15 protein-coding genes are annotated in these 18,676 nt (G+C 68.9%); 5 read left to right on the forward strand and 10 right to left on the reverse strand.

The window, feature by feature from the left end; translation table 11 throughout:
• Positions 1-9: 9 nt before the first annotated feature.
• The 4 genes from IG65_RS0127460 to IG65_RS0127480 form a co-directional block, all read right to left on the reverse strand.
• A complete protein-coding gene (locus IG65_RS0127460; protein ID WP_030517846.1) occupies positions 10-1,224 on the reverse strand; it encodes a DUF445 domain-containing protein in 1,215 nt (404 codons plus the stop codon).
• A gap of 111 nt (positions 1,225-1,335) precedes the next feature.
• Positions 1,336-1,779, reverse strand: coding sequence for a nuclear transport factor 2 family protein (locus IG65_RS0127470; RefSeq protein ID WP_030517847.1), 444 nt, complete (start codon positions 1,777-1,779; stop codon positions 1,336-1,338).
• A 51-nt stretch (positions 1,780-1,830) separates the two neighbouring features.
• Positions 1,831-2,172, reverse strand: coding sequence for an MmcQ/YjbR family DNA-binding protein (locus tag IG65_RS0127475; protein WP_030517848.1), 342 nt, complete (start codon positions 2,170-2,172; stop codon positions 1,831-1,833).
• 58 nt (positions 2,173-2,230) lie between these two features.
• Positions 2,231-3,616: an NAD(P)/FAD-dependent oxidoreductase gene (locus tag IG65_RS0127480; protein ID WP_030517849.1), complete on the reverse strand. Its 1,386-nt coding sequence runs from the start codon at positions 3,614-3,616 to the stop codon at positions 2,231-2,233.
• 219 nt (positions 3,617-3,835) lie between these two features.
• Here IG65_RS0127480 and IG65_RS0127485 point away from each other — a divergent pair, with 219 nt between their 5' ends.
• Genes IG65_RS0127485 through IG65_RS0127495 form a run of 3 tightly spaced genes read left to right on the forward strand, consistent with a single transcriptional unit; the run spans position 3,836 to position 9,251 of the window.
• The gene (locus IG65_RS0127485; protein WP_030517850.1) at positions 3,836-5,092 is read left to right on the forward strand and encodes an amidohydrolase family protein; all 1,257 of its coding nucleotides are present in this window, start codon (positions 3,836-3,838) and stop codon (positions 5,090-5,092) included.
• Positions 5,089-8,562: an indolepyruvate ferredoxin oxidoreductase family protein gene (locus IG65_RS0127490; protein WP_036525875.1), complete on the forward strand. Its 3,474-nt coding sequence runs from the start codon at positions 5,089-5,091 to the stop codon at positions 8,560-8,562. Before IG65_RS0127485 ends, IG65_RS0127490 begins: the two co-directional genes overlap by 4 nt.
• Complete coding sequence (locus IG65_RS0127495; RefSeq protein WP_030517852.1) at positions 8,559-9,251, forward strand: hypothetical protein; 693 nt, start codon at positions 8,559-8,561, stop codon at positions 9,249-9,251. The genes IG65_RS0127490 and IG65_RS0127495 overlap by 4 nt, the downstream gene beginning before the upstream one ends.
• Positions 9,252-9,275: 24 nt before the next feature.
• Here IG65_RS0127495 and IG65_RS0127500 read toward each other — a convergent pair whose 3' ends face one another.
• The 6 genes from IG65_RS0127500 to IG65_RS39355 form a co-directional block, all read right to left on the reverse strand.
• Positions 9,276-9,623, reverse strand: coding sequence for a hypothetical protein (locus IG65_RS0127500; protein WP_156055794.1), 348 nt, complete (start codon positions 9,621-9,623; stop codon positions 9,276-9,278).
• Between the two features lie 49 nt (positions 9,624-9,672).
• Positions 9,673-11,133: an aldehyde dehydrogenase gene (locus IG65_RS0127505; RefSeq protein WP_197039944.1), complete on the reverse strand. Its 1,461-nt coding sequence runs from the start codon at positions 11,131-11,133 to the stop codon at positions 9,673-9,675.
• A gap of 109 nt (positions 11,134-11,242) precedes the next feature.
• Positions 11,243-12,445: an amidohydrolase family protein gene (locus IG65_RS0127510; protein ID WP_030517855.1), complete on the reverse strand. Its 1,203-nt coding sequence runs from the start codon at positions 12,443-12,445 to the stop codon at positions 11,243-11,245.
• Between the two features lie 132 nt (positions 12,446-12,577).
• Positions 12,578-13,465: an SDR family NAD(P)-dependent oxidoreductase gene (locus IG65_RS0127515; RefSeq protein WP_030517856.1), complete on the reverse strand. Its 888-nt coding sequence runs from the start codon at positions 13,463-13,465 to the stop codon at positions 12,578-12,580.
• A gap of 36 nt (positions 13,466-13,501) precedes the next feature.
• Positions 13,502-14,683, reverse strand: coding sequence for a ditF protein (locus tag IG65_RS0127520; protein ID WP_030517857.1), 1,182 nt, complete (start codon positions 14,681-14,683; stop codon positions 13,502-13,504).
• Complete coding sequence (locus IG65_RS39355; protein WP_036525877.1) at positions 14,680-15,111, reverse strand: Zn-ribbon domain-containing OB-fold protein; 432 nt, start codon at positions 15,109-15,111, stop codon at positions 14,680-14,682. The genes IG65_RS0127520 and IG65_RS39355 overlap by 4 nt, the downstream gene beginning before the upstream one ends.
• A 119-nt stretch (positions 15,112-15,230) precedes the next feature.
• On the opposite strand from IG65_RS39355, the gene IG65_RS0127530 reads away from it, so the two are divergent.
• Both IG65_RS0127530 and IG65_RS0127535 read left to right on the forward strand, forming a co-directional pair.
• Positions 15,231-16,184, forward strand: a complete 954-nt coding sequence (locus IG65_RS0127530; protein ID WP_036525879.1) for an LLM class flavin-dependent oxidoreductase — start codon at positions 15,231-15,233, stop codon at positions 16,182-16,184.
• Positions 16,185-16,316: 132 nt separating this feature from the next.
• Entirely contained in the window at positions 16,317-18,602 is a 2,286-nt protein-coding gene (locus tag IG65_RS0127535) for a CoA transferase (protein WP_030517860.1), read from the forward strand.
• The last annotated feature ends 74 nt before the right edge of the window (positions 18,603-18,676 follow it).

Raw genomic sequence — 18,676 nt, forward strand, 5'->3', positions numbered from 1 at the left:
TATGGGACCTCAGCTGAGCAGCAGATGCACCTGCAGTTCACCCACCAGAAAGCCGAGCACACCGCCGATGGCGACCAGTTTCCACTCGTCCTGTTTGAACGCCGGGCGCAGCAACCCTTCGTATTCGTCGTCGGTGAGCTGGCGGGTCTTCTCGATCACCAGATTGCGCAGATCCAGCGTGCGCATCGCGTGATCTTCGAATCCGGCTGCGGCACTGCGGATGTAGGCCAGCATCTCGGGGACGATCTCGCGTTTGACCCGGGTGATGGAATCGCCGGCGACCAGCATCACCAGCGGTCGCGCGGGTGCGGACTGCATATCGATGAATTCGTCCATCCGTCGCGCCAGAATCGACGCCAGCCGGTCCGAGCGCTCGCCGTTGAGGACCGCCTCGAGCATCTTGGCCGGGGTGAGGATTTCGGTGGCGATCAGATCGCCGTAGTCGATGCAGACCTGTTCGCGGCGCTTGTGGAACAAGCCCTGCCAGCCGACCCGGCCGAAGATCCGCCACGGCCGCACGGGCCGGAAGATCATCTGCAGTGCCAGCCAGTCGGTGACCAGGCCTGTGAATCCGCCGAACAGGGGCATCAGCCACGAGGAGTGGGTGAAGGCCCAGGTGATCATCTGGACGAAGCCCAGCAGGGTGCCGAACAACAGGCCGGAGCGCACGATGAAGCGCAGTTCGTGATGGCCCACCCGGCGCACCATCTCCACCAGCAGCGCCTTGTCGTTGACCAGGGTGTCGATGGCGATGGACCGCAGATCCATGATCTGGTCGAGATTGGTCCGCAGGTCGGTGACGATCTCGTCGATCAGGTCGGGGACATCGCGCTGGACCCGGCGGATCATCGCCTCGCGGGCGAACTGCGGCATGGTCACCCACAGCCGCGGTTCGTAGCGCATCATCAGCTCGTCGACGGTGTGCGCGACGGCGTCGTCGAGCGGTTCGCGCAGGGTGGTGGTGAGCTCGGCGACGTCGATGCGGCCGAGGATCTCCTGCGGATCTATCAGCCGCGAGAACATCAGGTCCACCGCGATCGTCGCCATCCGCGGTGCCGCCTTCGGGATCACGCCCTGCCACCCGAACCAGGGTGGGATGCCGCGGAATTCCAATGGACGGCACAGCATTTCGACGGCGACGAGTTTGGTGGTCCAGCCGATGAAGGCCGCGATCACCGGAATCGAGCAGTAGAGCAGCCAGTGCTCGGTGAAATCGGCGATCACGCGTCCGCCCTGTGGGGAGCCCGCGCCCAGCGGTGGTTCGGCGAACAGCGCTGCAACGGTGGGGAAATGTCGAGCCGCACGCGCGAACAGTAACAGGTTCTATAGAGGCGTTTACCGGGAGCCGGGGGTGGCGGCCAGGAACATGTAGCTCTTCTCCTCGACCCGCCGCGCGATCCGCCAGGCGCCGTCCACGCGGGTGAAGGTATCCAGGTACCACAGGCCGCACAGCATGAGGTTCTGCTTGCCCTCCGCTTCGCCGACGAGCATCGGGTTGTGGCACATGGTGCGGCCGGTCGCGGTATCGCCGTCGACGGTGATGGAGGAATTGCTGATCAGATGCTGGAAGGCGGGAAAGTTCGGCATCACCGTGGCGAGGAACTTCTTGATCTCGGGCAGGCCCCCGCTGGCGCCGCCCATGGCCGAGTAGTCGATCTGCGCGTCGGCGGTGAAGACGTCGTCGAGCAGATCCCACTGCTGGGTGTCCACGGCATGGGAGTATCGGACCATCAGATCCTCGATCTCGATCCGATCCGAAATCTCTTGCAGCGACAGCATTTTTCCTCCAGTGGTAGCAGCTCGGCGACGATGCGGACCAGACGATGCGGACTATCCGGAAGCTGCGTCGAAGGCGCGCACCAGGGTGCGCGGCGCCTTGTGTCGCCAGGCGTCGGTGAGCAATTCGCTCAGTAGGCCGGTGTCGGCGGCGCCGAGGTCGACGCGGACCGCCGACAGGCGCTTGCCCCACCACTTTTCCGCGCAGCAGTCCGGATATTCCGCGACCGCCTCCCGGATATCGGCTTCGCTCGCCATCACGTGGGCGTGTGCGGGGTCGGGCAGGGTCGCGAATATCGCCTTGCGGACGCGGAACGACGGCATGTCGAAATGCGGCGCTTCGGTGGACTCGGGTAGCCCCAGCGCAATTCGCCGGACGTCGTCGGCATCGGCCATGGGCCGATTATGCGGCCGAATCCGCGTCGTCGCGTCCGGTTCGGCGAGATGGGCCGGACTAGCCGAGGTCGGCGAGGGCGGCCTCGATCGCGCGGTGGAAGGTGGGGTAGGCGTAGATCATCTCCCGCAGCGTGGTGACCGGCACCCGGGCGTGCACCGCGACGGCCAGGGCGCTCAGCACCTCGCCACCGACCGGGCCGACCGAGGTGGCGCCGACCAGAATGCCGCGATCGGCGTCGGCGACCAGCTTGACGAATCCGGCGTTGCCGGGCCCGTGAATCCAGCCGCGGGTCGAATCCGGGACCTCGGCCCGTCCGGTCCAGACGCTCAGTCCGGCGTCGTGGGCCTGCGACTCCGTCATCCCGACCGCGCCCACCTCCGGTTCGGTGAAGGTGACATTGGGAACCGCGTGATACTGCGCGGGTTCGGTAAGAGAACCGAGGATGTCCGCGGCGGCGATGCGCGCCTGGTACATGGACATGTGGGTGAAGGCGCCGTGCCCGGTGATGTCCCCGATCGCCCAGACCCCCTCGGCGGCGCGCAGCCGGTCGTCGACCCGGATGCCGTGCGCCTGTTCGTCCAGGCCGATGGCGCCGACGCCCAGTGCGGACAGATCGGTGTAGCGGCCGGCGGCGACCAGCAGGCGCTGGGCGCGGATCGGATCGCCGTTGCTCAGCCGCACGGTGAAATAGCTGCCGTCGTGGTCGATCCGGGTGGCCTCGACGCCGGTGCGTACCGAAATACTCTCTTCGGCAAAGACTTTCGCGAGCAGGTCGGCGGCCTCGGGCTCGGCGCGCGGGAGCAGCCGGCTGCGCACGACCATCGTCACCTCGGCGCCGAACCGCGAGAAGATCTGGGCGAATTCCGCGCCGACCGGTCCGCCGCCGAGCACGATCAGCGATTCCGGCGCCTCGGTGGTGGTCACCGCCTCGCGATTGGTCCAGTAGGGGGTGTCGGCCAGACCCTCGATCGGCGGTACGGACGGGGCGGTGCCGGGATTCAGCACGATCGCCCGCAGGGCGCGGAAGTCGCGCGGTCCGTCGGCGGTATCGACGCGGACCTGGCCCGGACCGGTGATGCGCCCCCACCCCCGCACGAAGGTGCCGCCGGCGGATTCGAACCGTTCGACCGCGACCTTGTCGTCCCAGTTGTCGGTCGCTTCGTCGCGGATCCGCTTCGCCACCGGCGCCCAATCCGCGTGCACCTGGGCACTTCCCGCGAGGGTGCCGACCCGGCGCGCCTCGGCCAGGGTCTCGGCGGCGCGCACCATCATCTTGGTCGGCACACAGGCGTAGTAGGGGCATTCGCCGCCCAGCAACCGGCCTTCGACGCCGACCACCGCGAGTCCGGCGCGCGCCAATTCGGTCGCCACGGCCTCGCCGCCGGGCCCCATGCCGATGACGACGGCATCCACGGATTCGGTCGCCGGGGTTTCGGCGGGCATGCGATCACGCTCCTCTGATTCGACTCGGTGGGGACGGCGGGGTCCCGCAGACCATGGTGACAGCTGGGACGCTGCCGGTGGGGGATCGACAAGTACCCATTGCGGGATTCCGTTGCGCGCGCTGACGGGTGGATGGATGATTCTCGAAAGTAAGAATTCGACTCTCGTGCCAGTCCTACGGTGATAAAGTAAGTACTCGCTCAGTACTGGAGGTCGCTGATGACGGAGCGAATGCTGCTGACCAATGGGCGGATCCTGACCTGCGGTGGTGATCTAGCCGAACGCCCGCGCGCGGGATCGGTGCTGATCGAGGGGGATCGGATCGCCGAGGTCTCGATCGGTGCGGACATCGCGGTCGATCCGGGAGCCGTGCGGGTGGTGGATCTGCGCGGCGCCACGGTGCTGCCCGGTCTGGGTGACGCGCACACACATATCAGCTGGCCGCTGGATTTCGTCTTCGACCACGCGGCCGTCGCGGCGGCACCGCCGGCGCGGCACATCCTCGACGTCGCCGCCGTGGCGAAAACCTATCTGCACAGCGGCTACACGCTGCTGATCGGTGCCGGAGCCACCCAGCCGCAGGACGATCTGCTCATCCACGATGCGGTGGAGAGGGGCCTGATCGCGGGGCCGCGCCTGATTCCCTGCGGGGCGATGATCGCCGAGCGCGGGGGCCTCGGCGGCGAAGAGGGCGGCCTGATGGAGGTCGTGGACGGGGTCCGCGATATCCGCGAGGTCGTCGCCCGGCAGTGCGACAGTGGCGTGCGATCGCTCAAACTGTTCATCTCCGGCGACGGAGTGGTGCCCGAGCATCCGTCCGAGGACGTCTATATGAACGACGAGATGCTCTCGGCCGCAGTGGAAGTCGCGGACCGCTACGGCGCCTTCGTCACGGTGCACGCCCGCGGTGCGGCCAGTGTGGCGATGGCCGCGCGCACCGGCGTCCGCATCATCCATCACGCCTGTTTCCTCGACGACGAGGCGCTGAGCGCGCTGGAGGCGCGCCGCGACGACGTCTGGGTATGTCCGGGCCTGCACTATCTGTACGCCGTGGTCGCGGGCCGGGCAGAGCAATGGGGCATCACCCGGGACCGGGTCGACGCGTCCGGCTATCGCGACGAATTGCGCGCTCAGATAGACGGATTGCACAAGCTGAAGGCCGCCGGTATTCCGATTCTCTCGGGGGGCGACTTCGGGCATCAGTGGACCCGGCACGGCACCTACGCTGCGGAACTGCAGCGCTATGTCGAGTTGATCGACATGTCCCCGATCGAGGCGATCCACACCGCCACCCGCAACATGGGTCCGGCGGCGCGTCTGGACACCGGTGAGATCCGGTCCGGACTGCTGGCCGATCTGATCGTCGTCGACGGCGACCCGACCGTGGATATCACTGTGCTGCAAGATCATTCGAAGCTGCGAGCGGTGATCAAAGGCGGCGACGTCGCCTACATCGACCCCCGGGTCTATCCGTGACGGCGCAGACGCCGGTGCTCTCGGGAGTCCAGACGCTGGTGCGGCTGCTCGCCCTGCGCCACGAACTGGACCTGCGCGACGGGACGACCACCGCCACCATGGTTTCCGGATATCCGGGGTCGCCGCTGGGCGGTTTCGATCTGGAACTGGAACAGCGCGAACCGCTGCGCTACCGCATCGTGCACCGGCCCGGGCTGAACGAGGAGCTGGCGGCGGCCACGGTCTGGGGCAGCCAGATGGGCGCCGCCCTCGCCTACGACGGTGTCGACGGCGTGGTGGGCGCCTGGTACGGCAAGGGGCCGGGACTGGATCGCTCTGGCGATGTGCTCAAACACGCCAATGCGATGGGGGCCGGTCCGGGCGGCGGGGCGGTGGCGTTCTGTGGTGACGATCCGGCCGCGAAATCGTCCACCCTGGCCTGCGACAGCCAGTACACCTTCGCCGATGCCGGCATGCCGGTGCTGTTTCCGGGTGATCAGCAGGACGTCCTCGACCTGGGCATCCATGCCTTCCGGATGTCGCGCTATGCCGGATGCTGGGTCGGTCTGAAGATCGTCACCGCCGTCGCCGACGGCATCGGCACGGTCGACACGGATCTCGCGCGGCACCACCCGGCCGAACCGCACATCACCATCGCGGGACGGACCTGGACGCATCGACCGCAGGCGACCATCGGGCCGCATGCGGTGCCCGGCCAGGAAGAGCTGATCAACGAACATCGGCTGCGTGCGGCCCGCGCCTATGCCCGGCACAACGGCCTCGACCGGACGGTCGGCCCGGACACTGCCGAGCTCGGGATCGTGTGCGCGGGCGCCACGTATTTCGATGTGGTGCAGGCGTTGTCGGAGCGCGGAGTGCGCATTGCCGATCTCGCTGCCGCGGGTGTGCGCATCCTGCGGCTGGGCATGACCTACCCCCTGGTCGAGGAGACCGTCGTCGAGTTCGCGGATTCGGTGCGGCGCTTGCTGGTGGTGGAGGAGAAGCGGCCGTTCGTCGAGACGCAACTGCGCGCGGTGCTGCACGAGGCCCGGCATCGAATTCCGGTGCTGGGCAAGCGGGATCGTGACGGTGCGCCCCTGGTGCCCGGATCCGGTGTACTCGATCCGAAGGCCGTGGGCGACATTCTCGACCGTGTTCTTCCGGCGCTGCGCCCGGCGACGCCGCCTCGGCTCGATCTGCCGCTGCTGGTGACGCCGGCCCGCGCGCCCGCGTACTGCAGCGGCTGCCCGCACAATCGGTCCACCGTCGTACCGGAGGACGCGCTGGTCGGGGGCGGGGTCGGCTGTCACGGCATCATGTATTTCGAGGCCCGCAACCGCGACCTGACGACGCTGCCGCCGACGCCGATGGGCGCCGAGGGGGTGCCCTGGATCGGATTGGCACCGTTCGTCGCGGCGCCCCATCTGATCCAGAATCTCGGAGACGGCACCCTGACCCATTCCGGCATCCTCGCGGTTCGCGCGAGTGTGGCCGCCGGAACCGACATCACCTTCAAGATCCTCTACAACGCGGCGGTCGCGATGACCGGCGGTCAGGAGGTGACCGGACTGCAGGACGTGCCCGCCCTCACCCGGGCACTGCAGGCAGAGGGGGTGCGCGAGATCGTGGTGTGCGCCGAGGATCCCGGCCGCTACGGCCGCCGCGCGCGATGGGCGCCGGGCGTGGAGGTGCTGGGCCGCGATCGGCTGGCCGAGGTGCAGCAGCGGCTGCGAACGGTGCCCGGCGTGACGGTGATCATCTACGACCAGCGGTGTGCGGCCGAGGCGCGGCGGCTGCGGAAGCGCGGTCTGCTGCCGGAGCCGCCCCGCCGGGTCGTCATCAACGAGGCGGTCTGTGAGGGCTGTGGCGACTGCGGCACGAAGAGCAACTGCCTGTCGGTGCTGCCCGTGGACACCGAATTCGGCACCAAGCGGCGTATCCACGATTCCTCGTGCAATCGTGACTACACCTGCCTGGACGGCGACTGTCCGTCCTTCGTCACCATCGAGCCGAAAGCCGCTGGGCGCCGGCGGAAACGAGCACCGCGTGAGCGGCCGCGACTTCCGGCGGGATCGTTGCCGGAGCCGGTGCCGCCGGCGGTCGGCGAGCGCTACAGCATCTACTTCACCGGGATCGGCGGCACCGGAATCGTCACCGCGAACCGGATCCTGGTGCGGGCCGCCGAGGCGGCGGGCTGGGTGGTCGGCGGGATGGATCAGACCGGGCTCTCGCAGAAGGCAGGGGCCGTGGTGTCACATCTGCATCTGGCGGCCGATCGCGCGGGACTGAGTGCGGCGGCGGTGAGCGGTGGCGGCGCCGATCTGTACCTGTCCGGCGACATCCTGCAGGCCGCCACCGCCGAACACCTCGCGAAAGCCCGTGCGGGGCAGGCCGTTGCGGTGGTCGACCGGACCGTCACGCCGACCGCGGCGATGTTGCAGAGCCGTACCGCGGCCCCCGATGTGGCGGCACTGGAAGCCGCGATCGCCGATCGGATCGGCGCGCCGCGGACCTCGGTGATCGATGCGCGACGCGTCGCCGAGCGCGTCTTCGCCGACCACCTTCCCGCGAACGTCGTGTTGCTGGGGGCGGCCTTCCAGCTGGGTGGCGTGCCGGTGACGGCGGCCCATATGGCGCAGGCGCTGGCCGGGCGCGGCCGGGCGGCGGCGGACAACCGGCTCGCGTTCGACTGGGGGCGCTGGCTGGTGCATGACCCAGCGGCCGTCGCGGCGGCGTTGGGGGATGAGCGCGTGGTATCCACCGCGCAGGGGTACGAGCCGACGGCGGCGGCCACTACATCGGCGGAAAGACTTGTAGCGCAGCGTAATCTGCCGTCCGAGCTCCGCGATGTGCTGCGTCGCCGGACCGCTCAGGTGATCGATTACCAGAGCGTGGGCCGTGCGCGCCGGTACCTCGAACTCGTCGACTACGCGGCCGCGCGCGACGATGCCGCACGGGAGTGGCAACTGACCCGCGCTGTCGCCGAGTCGTGGTTCGCCCTGCTGACCTACAAGGACGAATACGAGGTCGCGCGTTTGCATCTGGCCGCGGACTACGACGCGGTGGCCGCCGAACTCGGGCTCGACGGCGGCTACGCGCTGACCTACCATCTGCACCCGCCGATACTGCGGCGTCTGGGAATGGCGCGGAAGCTGCCGGCGGGCCGGACCTACGCGCTCGCCTTCCGTGCACTGCGACGGATGAAGCGCCTGCGTGGCACACCGTTCGACCCGTTCGGATGGGACCGCGACCGGCGCGCCGAACGCGCCGTCATCGTGGAGTACGCGCGGCTCGTCACCGAGATCACCGATCCCGGCGCGGATGTGCCCTACGACCGGCAGGTGGAGTTGGCGGCCTCGGCCGCGACGATCAAGGGCTACGGCCCGATCAAGGAACGCGGTATCGAGCGGTGGCGCGCCGGGATTGCGGCATGGCGGGCCGAACACCGTTCGGCGGGAGCGGTTTCCGAGGTGAGCGGGGCGCTGCCGTGATCAAACGTCTGCGTTTCGCCACCCGCTCCCCCCAGCTGTCCTTCGACGGTTTCGCCCGGCAGTGGCCGCTGCTGTGTGCCGCGGCGGCCGACGCGCCCAGCGGACTGCGACCGGTCCGGGTGGCGGTCTGCACCGTCCTTCCCGATCTGACCGGGCCGGATGCCCGGCACGACGGTGTGGTCGCCGAATGGTTTCGCGATATGCGGCATCTGCGGCGCCACGACCGGTGGCGCTCGCGACGCGACGATGCCGCCGAGACGGTGACGCTCCCGGCCCGTGCGACGGAAGTGATTGCCCGCGAACAGGTTCTGCGCGGCGGCGACTGGCTGCGACACCGATGGGACGACGGCGGTGATCGACTGAAACATATGGCGGTCGCGGTGCGGGCGGCGAACCTGACGCCGGAGGAGTTCGCGGCACGCTGGACCGCACATGCGGGCACCGTGCGGCGACCGGGCGCCGCGACAGTGGCGATACCCGACGCGGCCCGCGGCCGTGCCTATGTGCAGAACCATCCGGCGGCCGCGACACGCACCGCCTACGACGCGGTGAACGAGGTCTACTTCGACGACGTCACCGGCCTGCGCACGCGCATCGACTGGTTCCGCGCGCACGGCCCGACCGGGCCGGATGGACTGTTCGAGCGTTCGTGGTTTCTCGCCGCCCGGGAGGTAGTGCTGTCCGGCTGAGCGGACGGTGTGCCGCCGCGCCGGTCAGCGGCACATGACCACGAGGCGCCGGGAGATGTGCACCGGGGTCCCGGCCAGCACCATCGGTAGCGCCGCCGCACTGAGGATCGCCGGTTGGATGCGGCCGCCGACGATCGGATGTGCCTGGGCGCCGTAGTTGTCCAGGGTGAAAGCGAGGTCGGTGGTGGGCTCCGCCGGGCAGTCCGCCGGATCCGGTTCCGGGAAGCACCACCTCCAGCGACCCTCGGTGGTGGCGAAACAGATTTCGATGTAGTCCGCGCGTGCGGGACAGGGTCCGGCCGATTCGACCGTGGCGCGGACGAACGACTCGCCGTCGAACGCCGTACCGCACATCCGTGATCCGGTTCGCATCGGATACCACTTCCTTCGCGCAACGACTGCCGAACGACGCTGCGGCCGTTCAGTTTCCGGCATCCGGGCGCAGTGCGGCCGGCAGTCCGATACTTCTGGGTTCGAGAAAACTGTGCAGTCCGTCCGGCCCCAGTTCGCGACCGAGTCCGGATTCCTTGAAGCCGCCGAACGGCACCCGGGGAAACGGCGGATAGGTGCCGTTGATCGCGATGCTGCCGGTGCGCAGCCGCTTGGCGATCGCCAGTCCGCGCTCGGCGTCCGCGGACCACACCCCGCCGGAGAGGCCGTAGGGCGAATCGTTGGCGATACGCACGGCGTCGTCGTCGCCGTCGTGCGGGATCAGGCACAGCACAGGACCGAAGATCTCCTCTCGCGCCACCCGCATCGCATTGTCGACGCCGGCCAGAATCGTCGGCTCCACGTACCAGCCTCGCGGCAGCCCGGCCGGGCGGCCGCCGCCGGTGACCACCCGCACACCGGCGTCGCGGGCGAGAGCGATGTAGTGCTCGACGCGGGTGCGCTGCCGCTGCGCCACCAGCGGACCGACCAGGGTCGCCGGATCGTGGGGATCGCCGACCCGGACGGCTGCCGCTGCCGCCGCCGCGGCGTCGACCGCCTCGGCGTAACGGCTGCGCGGCACCAGGACCCGGGTGTGCGCACCGCAGACCTGACCGGACATATGCATCGCGCCCTTGACGATCGCGGGCAGGACGTTCGCGAGATCGGCGTCGTCGGTGACGACCGCCGCGGACTTGCCGCCCAGCTCGAGCGACACCCGCTTCACCCGTTCACCGCACACGCTCATGATGCGTTTACCCGCGGCGGTCGACCCGGTGAAGGCCACCTTGTCCGTGTCCGGATGGGTGACCAGATACTCGCCGACCTCTCGATCGCCGGGCACGATATTGACTGCGCCGGAGGGTATTCCTGCCTCGTCCAGTGCCTCGGCCAGCACGAAGTTGCTCAGCGGCGACTCCGGCGGCGGTTTGATCACCACCGTGCACCCCGCGGCCAGTGCCGGCGCGGTCTTCCACGCCGCCAGGGTCACCGGGGCGTTCCACGGCACCACGGCCGCGACGACACCGACCGGTTCCCTGGTGAGCAGGCCGGACCGGTCACCGGCGGTGACGACGGTCTCGAAGTCGAAGTCGCGGATCAGCTCCGCGTAATAGTCGAACAGCGCCGCGACCATACCGGTCTGCGCCTGTCTGGATTGGCTGACCGGACAGCCGATCTCGTCGACCGTCACGGCCGCGATATCGGCCTCGCGTTTGCGCAGGAGTTCGGCGGCGCGAGCGAGCGTGCCGGCGCGCTCGCCGGGCGACAGCCGGGGCCACGGGCCCTCGTCGAAGGCGGTGCGCGCGGCCGCGACGGCCCGATCGATATCGGCCGTGCGGGCCACCGGCACCTCGCCGACGGTTTCCTCGGTGGACGGTGAGATCACGGCGAAGCGTTCGTCGCGCGCAGGTGGTACCCACCCGCCTCCGATGTAGAACTCACGCCGGTACATCAGCCGATCGGTCACGCCGCCTCCTGTCGTATGCGGGACACCCGCGTCCGGTCGGCGGCGCGAGCCGCGATGGTCGCTCACGCCGCCCTCCGATGTCGTGTCGTCCGGGTCAGTTCCGCTGCGGCGGATCGAGGTGATAGAGCCGGGTCGCGGTGTGCTGCAGGACTTTCGCGACCGTCTGCTCCGGAATTCCGGTCAGTGAGCGATCGATGATGTCGCGCGGGCTCGGTGATTCCGAGGCCGGCCCCGGCGAGAGGCTGGTGGCGTGCGGGAAATCGGTTTCGAACATCAGATTGTCGGCCAGTTCGCCGATCACGGGTCGCAGCGAACGGTTTTCGAACCAGTACATGCCGTAGATCTGGCGGCGCATGTATTCACTCGGCAGCAGCCGATCCGGATATTCGTGGTGCGCACCGACATTGAGCCATTGCCAGTCCATACTCTCGCCCAGGAAGGGCAGCCAGCCGGCGCCGTTCTCCACCGAGACGAAATTCAGCTTCGGGTAGCGATGGCAGACGCCGCTGACGACCACCTCGGCGATGTTCTGCGCATTCCCGAGCAGCACCAGCGCGCTCTCCTTGGTGAAGTCGAGCTTCTGCGACTGGTCGACCGCGCCCTTGAGATCGTCGGGGGAGTTGAGGAAGCCGACGTGGAAATTCATCGACAGTCCCATGTCCTGGGCCTGGCCGAGCAGCGGCTCCCAGTAGTCGTCCACCAGGCGGGGCAGGCCGACCTTGTCGTAGCGAGCGGCGAAAAGCACACCCTTGTGGCCCATCTCGTAGGCCCGCTTCATCTCGGTGACCGATTCGTCGATATCCCAGAACGGCAGCATCATCATCGGAACCAGCCGGCGCGAATCCGCCGAGCACCACTCGACCAGCCAGTCGTTGTACGCGCGAACGCATTCGGTGGCCAGCTCGTGCGGCATCCGGTTCAGGAAGACGTGGCTGTGGAAGCCGAGGATATTCGGATACATCACCTGGTAGTAGATGCCGACCTCGTCCATGTAGGCGAGCCGCGCCTTGGCGTCGAGTGCGGCGGGGAAGGCCTCGGAGAGCTTCTTCGGATGTGAGGGCGGGAACTCCGGCCACTTTGCCTGTGCGAAAGCGCCCACGCCGTAGAGCTTCTTGTCGCCGATGTACCAGTAATCCTCTTGCCGCCGTTCGTGGAAGCGGACGTGCGGAACCAGATCGCCCCACTTCTTCGAGATCCGCGAGGTCCACAGGTCGGCCGGTTCGATGATGTGGGAGTCGACATCGGCGACCGCATATCGCTCACACAGGGCGGCTCCGGCGCCATCGGGGTCAGCCATCCCGAACTCCTTCTGTACCAGGAAGATTATTCAACTATGAGAGTGTTCACTTACTTACTCTAGAGATCGCGAGGGCGATGTACAACCGTCTGTCGCGCCCGATCGGGATCGGCCCTCGGTGGCGTCGGCGGCTCAGTGGCCGGATTCGGGGGCGGGCGGCGTGGATTCGCCCGGCTCGGGCCGGTCCGGGTCCGCGACCCCGCGCAGGTGCGGCGCCATCATCAGCGGCGTCACGCTCAGCACGCCCGATTCCACCGGCAGGGTGGTGCCGGTGATCCAGCGGGCCTCGTCGCTGGCCAGGAAGGTCGCCGCCCACGCCACGTCCCAGCCGTCGCCGGGGGTGCCCAGCAGACCCGCCTCCGATCGCATGATGTTCATGAATTCGGCCCGCGGCCCCGGCGCCGACACCGAGAGCACCATGGGCGTCGTGATGTGCCCGGGCGCGATCGCGTTCACCCGAATCCCTTGGCGGCCGTGCGAATACGCCATATCGACGGTCATCGCGAGCAGGCCGCCCTTGGCCGCGGAGTAGGCGACCGTGCCGTCGCCACGCAGTGCCGAGATCGAGGAGATGTTCACGATCGATCCGCCGCCGCGTTCGGCCAGTGCCGGCACCGCGTACTTCGAGGAGAGGAACGCGGTGCGCAGATTGATGTCGAAGGATCGGTCCCAGTCCGCTTCGGAGACGTCGACGACCGTGCCGACCGCGGCCAGGCCGATATTGTTGACGAGGATGTCCAGTCCGCCGAAGGAGTCCACGGCGGTACGCACCATGGCCTCGCACGCCGCGGCCTCGGTCAGATCGGCCGCGAAGACCGCGGCCTTGCCACCCTCCTCCTCGATCATCAGCAGGGTTTGTTCGGCGCGCTCGGCATACCGGTCCACGAGCAGCACGGCCGCGCCCTCCCGCGCCAGTGCCACCGCGGTCGCCTTCCCGGTGCCGATGCCGGGCCCGGGCGTGGATCCCGCACCCGTCACGATTGCCACCTTGCCGTCCACGCGGCCCGGACGCTCCACCATGATCATCTCTCCTTCGCCGTCACCGGTGCTGCTGCCTCACCAGCGCGTCAAAAGCGCTGCGCCGGACTCGATTCCGCCGACATTCGTCACCGCCGCGACCTCGGCGCCGGCTACCTGCCGCGCGCCCGCCTCGCCGCGCAGCTGCCGCACCGCCTCGGCGGTGTGGCCGAATCCGGCGTGCAATCGCCCGCCCGAGAGCTGACCGCCCCAGGTATTGAGCGGCAGCTCGCCGCCCAGCGCGATGCGCTTGCCGCCGTCGATGTAGTCCCCGGCCTCGCCGGTGCCGCAGAAGCCCATCGCCTCGAGCCACCACACCGCCTCGATGCTGAAACCGTCGTAGAGCTGGGCGGTGTCCACATCGGCTGGAGTCAGCGCGGTACGCGCCCACAGGTCCGCGGCGGTCGCGTAGCCCACCCGGCCCATGTCCTCCCACTGATCCCAGGCCGGGCGCCCGTCCACCACGCCGGCCATCGCCTCGATGCGGACCGGTGCGCGTAGATCGCGGGCCGTCTCGACCGCGGACACCACGATCGCGGTCGCGCCGTCGGCCGGCACATCGCAGTCGAACAAACAGAGCGGGGAGGAGACCATCCGCGCGGCCAGATAATCGTCGACGGTGAGCGGCGAACGGTAGACGGCGTCGGGATTGTGGGCGGCGCTTGCGCGCTGGGTGACCGGTATCCACGCCAATTGCGCTCGGGTGAGCCCGAATTCGTACATGTAGCGGGTGGCGAACGGGGCGATCTGGCACACCGGGGACAGCATCCCGATCGGCAGCAGCCATGCCTGCGGGCCTTCGGCCGCGGGTTTGGTGGATCCGTAGGCCGGGCGCCCACCGGCGGCGCGGGCGGCGCTGCCCTCCTTCACGGTCCGCCAGATCACCACGTGGCGGGCCTGGCCCGTGGCGATCGCCTGCGCCGGACCGTAGAACGGCAGTGCCATACCTTCGACGAGACCCTGGCGCCAGCGGGTCGTGAGGCGCAGCGCGTCCTGGACCTCGTAGAGATTGCCGTTGGCGTAGCCGGGCACATTGGCAACACCTCCGCCGGGGAACATGGCGAGGCCGTCGATATCGTCGACGGTCAGCCCGGCGTCGGCGACGGCGGCGAGGATGGCGTCGAGGGTCAGTTGCAGGCCGGAGCGGTCGAGCCGGCGGGCGATCGCGGATTGACCGATGCCGGAGATCACGGCGCGATGCTCGAACAGGTCCGTACTCATCGCGTGACCCCGGTCGCGTCGTCGCGGGCGAGGAAGCTGGGGACGGCGTATCCGCCCGGGCCGGGCTCGAATCCGATGTCGACCCGCATGCCGATCGCTACCTCGTCCGGCGCGCAGCCGCGCACCCGTCCGGGGATCCGCACGCCGGGGTGGCCGGGGAATTCCACCAGCACGATCGCATAGGGCACCTCGAGGTCGGGCAGCCAGCGCTGATAGTTCACGGTGAAGCTGTAAATCGTTCCGGGACCGGTGATTTCGACGAATTCGGGTGCGCGGCGCCGGCATCGGCGGCAGATGCCCCGTGGCGGGAAGGAATCGGCTCCGCAGGCGGGGCAATGTTCGACCAGCAAACGGCCGGCGGCGGCCCCTACCCAGAAGGGCTCGGTCTCCTCGGTGACCATCGGCGGGATACCCGGTATCGCGTTCATCCGGCCTCCAGGAGCGAGTCGTTGCTGCCTATAACCACTATCATGATAAGTGAGCATTTGCTATCTTCGTGTGGTCGGTGCCGATCGGGCATCGGCGCACTGCTCGCCGAAGGAGTCGGATGTCCGCCGACCGCATCGTCTTCGGGGCAGCCGCGATGCCGGAACCGGATCGGGACTGGCTGGCCGCTGCCGAACGCCTGCCCATCGAATCCGTCTGGCAGGGCGGCCACATCCTGCCGCCGAGTCCTACCGGTGAGGCCGTCACCCGTCTGTCGCTGATGGTCGCATGGACCGAACGTGTCCGGGTCGGAACGGCGACGCTGCTGTTGCCGCTCTATCCGCCGGTGATCGTGGCCAAACAACTCGCCGATCTGGATGCCCGTTCCGGCGGGCGGGTGTCGGTGGGGCTCGGGGTCGGCGGGGAGTTCCGGCACGAATTCGAGGCCGTCGCTGTGCCGCTGTCCGAACGCGGCCCCCGCACCGACGAGGCGATGGATGTGCTGCGCGCACTGTGGCGCGACGAACCGGTCGATCACGAGGGCCGGTTCTTCCGATTCCGCGATCTGCATCTGCGCCCGGTCCGCAGCCCCGACGGCTCCACCATGCGGCCCGGCGGCCCGCCGTTGATCGTGTCCGGGCGCAAAGCTCCGGCGATGCGTCGCGCCGCACGCCGGGGAGACGGCTGGATGCCGTATCTCGTGTCGCCGTCGGCGTATGCCCGCTCGGTCGCCGCGATTCGGCAGGAAGCGGCGACGATCGGCCGCGACCTCACCGGCTTCGAGTGGACGATGTATCTGTACTGCTCGATCCGCCGCGACGGTGACCGCGCCCGCGCCGAGGTGGCCGATTTCCTCGGTGGCGCCTACGGCGGCAAACCGGGCGACATGCTGCAGCGAATCGCGCCGGCCGGTACACCCGACGAGGTCGCGGTGCGGCTGCAGGAATACGTCGACGCGGGCGTGCGGCATTTTGTGATCGCGCCGGCGACGCGATCGGACACGCTGGACGTGGTTCGGCTGGCCACCGAAGAGGTGCTGCCGAGATTGGAACTGCCCGTTCGGGTCGGGCGGTGAACACCGAATGTGCTGGTGCCGAGAGCATTTCGGCTCCGGCAAGGGTGCTCGCGAAGAGTGCGCCGGCTCTCGGTTCACCGGCCTGTCCGGCGGTCCCGGCGACGTCGGATGGTTGTTCGAAAGGGCTCTGATATGAGTGGCGAAGGTCCCTGCACGGGTTTGACGGTGGTCGAGATCGCGGTGGGGGTCAGCGATCTCGGGCTGGGGTTGGCCGGTGGGCTGCCGGGAATGCTGCTGGCCGATCTCGGGGCAGGTGTGGTGCGGGTGGTCGGCGAGGATGCGCCGATCGACGCCGCGGTGCCGTGGGGCCGCGTCTGGCATCGCGACAAGCGCATCGTCACCACCAACGAGGCGGCGGAAATTTCCGAGTTGCTGCGGACGGCCGACATCGCGCTGGCCTACGGACCGGAGGAGCTCGTCGAGGCGCGCGGACTGGGGTTTCGTGAGTGTGCCGCAAGTAATCCCGCGCTCGTGTACGCACGCTGCCGGCCGAGTCGCACCGCAGCCGGAACGGTCGAGGATTTCGGACTCCTGGTCGAGGCGCGGGCCGGCTTCTGCACGCAATTGCGGGGTCATCGTCCCGGGCCGATCTTCGCCGAGGTGCGCGCGTCCGGCATGGGGGCTGCCTTCCTGCTGCTCACCTCGGTGTTCGCGCTGCTGCGTCGCCGTGTCGGCACCGGTACGGGCGGCTGGAGCGAAACCTCGCTCTACGACGGGATGCTGGCCACCCTCGGCTGCATGATCGGCCGGTCCGAACGCGCCGCGCCCGAAGTCGAATCGTATTGGGAACACGGCTCGACCTTTCCGAACTTCCTCTACCGCTGCGCCGACGGCGAACTGCTGCAGGTGTGGTTCGGCGGTAAGGGCATGTATCAGGCGGTGATCGAGGTCCTCGGCGACGAACCCAGTCCGGACGGGTACTACACCGACCAGACCACCGGCAAACTGCGGGCGCGCGCGCAGCGGTGGACGTCGTTCTTCGCCACACGACCGCGCGAGGAGTGGGTCGAGCGGCTGCGCGCCGCCGGGGTGGCCTGCGAGCCGGTGCTCGGGCCGGGGGAGGTGCTGCGCGATCCGCACACCGCCGCAACCGGTTTGGCCGTCACCCGCTCCGACCACGGACACGAGGATCTGATGATCGGCTCGCCGTTCGAGATCCACCCGCTGCGTCCGGCCTCGGGTTTGCCTCGCGCCTCGCGAACGCGCCCTGCCGCAGGGCTTTTCGAGGACTTACGCGTGGTGGACTTCTCGGCGTTCGTCGCCGGGCCGCTGGCCGCCGAGGTGCTGGCGGACCTGGGCGCCGATGTGATCAAGGTGGAGCCGCCGAGTGGCGAGGCCATGCGGGCCGCCGCCTATGCGGTGGCGGCCTGCCAACGCGGAAAGCGCAGTCTCGCACTGGATATCAACGCTCCCGAGGCGCGGCCGGTGGTTCAGAAGCTGCTCACCTGCGCCGATGTGGTGCTGCACAACTTCCGCGTCGGCGTCGCGGAACGGCTCGGCATCGACGCGGACACCGTGGCACGCCTGAACCCGAACGCGGTGTACTGCCACGCCAGTGCCTTCGGCGCCACCGGCCCGCGGGCGGCCTACCCGGGCAACGACGCCTTGATGCAGGCGCTGACCGGTTTCGAGCGGGCGATCGGCGGCGCGGGCAACGAGCCGCTGGCCGCGACCTGGATACCGATCGATATGGCGGGCGGCTGGGTCGCGGCCGCCGGCATCGCGCTGGGCCTCTACGCCCGAGCCACCCAGCAGCACGGTCAGCAGGTGATCACCAGTCTGCTCGGCGCCGGAATGCTCATGCACTGCGGCGTTTTCGTGCGCGACGGCGAACTCGTCGCCGGCCCGGCACTGGACGAGCGGCAGACCGGGTACGGTCCCGGCTATCGAATATACGAGGGCTCGGACGGCGAGTGGTTCGCGCTCGTGGTCGCCGACGCCGAATCCTGGCGGAAGCTGGACGGATTCGTCGCTGCCGCCGCCGGTGGCCCGAGCTCGGGCTTAGGTGACTACGTCCCGCTACGCAGCGACGACGACAGCGCCGCCCGTGCGGCCGAGGCGACACTCGAATTCACCTTCGCGACCGCCCCCGCCGCCGACTGGGTGCGCCGGCTACGCGAACTCGGCATCCTCGCCGAACTCATCGAGCCGATGGACCGCAACCGCTTCCGCCACGCCATCCTCGACGACCCCGTGAACCACCAACTCGGCCGGATCGTCGGCTATCGCACCGCCGACTGGGGCTATTTCGAACAGATCGGCCCCCTGCTGCGCACCGGCCCCGACGTGACCGGCGGCCCCCGCCTGATGATCCCGGGCGTCGGCGAGCACACTGCGGAAGTGCTGCGCGAGTTGGGATTCGATGATTCTCAGGTGGACGAATTGCTCGCCACGAAAGTCGCGCGCCAGCTGGACTGACGTGATCGGTTCGCGACCGGCACGCCCATATGGTCGGGTCGGGTGCCGAACAGATCGTGCAACCTCGGTGAAAA

It is taken from the genome of Nocardia sp. NRRL WC-3656 (assembly GCF_000720265.1).
GTDB classification, from domain to species: Bacteria; Actinomycetota; Actinomycetes; order Mycobacteriales; family Mycobacteriaceae; genus Nocardia; species Nocardia nova.

Excerpts from the sequence above, each read along its gene's own strand:
- IG65_RS0127535 (WP_030517860.1), top strand. The coding sequence starts at position 16,317 with ATGAGTGGCGAAGGTCCCTGCACGGGTTTGACGGTGGTCGAGATCGCG.
- IG65_RS0127475 (WP_030517848.1), bottom strand. The coding sequence starts at position 2,172 with ATGGCCGATGCCGACGACGTCCGGCGAATTGCGCTGGGGCTACCCGAG.
- IG65_RS0127500 (WP_156055794.1), bottom strand. The coding sequence starts at position 9,623 with ATGCGAACCGGATCACGGATGTGCGGTACGGCGTTCGACGGCGAGTCG.
- IG65_RS0127520 (WP_030517857.1), bottom strand. The coding sequence starts at position 14,683 with ATGAGTACGGACCTGTTCGAGCATCGCGCCGTGATCTCCGGCATCGGT.
- IG65_RS0127470 (WP_030517847.1), bottom strand. The coding sequence starts at position 1,779 with ATGCTGTCGCTGCAAGAGATTTCGGATCGGATCGAGATCGAGGATCTG.
- IG65_RS0127505 (WP_197039944.1), bottom strand. The coding sequence starts at position 11,133 with ATGTACCGGCGTGAGTTCTACATCGGAGGCGGGTGGGTACCACCTGCG.
- IG65_RS0127485 (WP_030517850.1), top strand. The coding sequence starts at position 3,836 with ATGACGGAGCGAATGCTGCTGACCAATGGGCGGATCCTGACCTGCGGT.
- IG65_RS0127510 (WP_030517855.1), bottom strand. The coding sequence starts at position 12,445 with ATGGCTGACCCCGATGGCGCCGGAGCCGCCCTGTGTGAGCGATATGCG.
- IG65_RS0127480 (WP_030517849.1), bottom strand. The coding sequence starts at position 3,616 with ATGCCCGCCGAAACCCCGGCGACCGAATCCGTGGATGCCGTCGTCATC.
- IG65_RS0127530 (WP_036525879.1), top strand. The coding sequence starts at position 15,231 with ATGTCCGCCGACCGCATCGTCTTCGGGGCAGCCGCGATGCCGGAACCG.
- IG65_RS39355 (WP_036525877.1), bottom strand. The coding sequence starts at position 15,111 with ATGAACGCGATACCGGGTATCCCGCCGATGGTCACCGAGGAGACCGAG.
- IG65_RS0127515 (WP_030517856.1), bottom strand. The coding sequence starts at position 13,465 with ATGGTGGAGCGTCCGGGCCGCGTGGACGGCAAGGTGGCAATCGTGACG.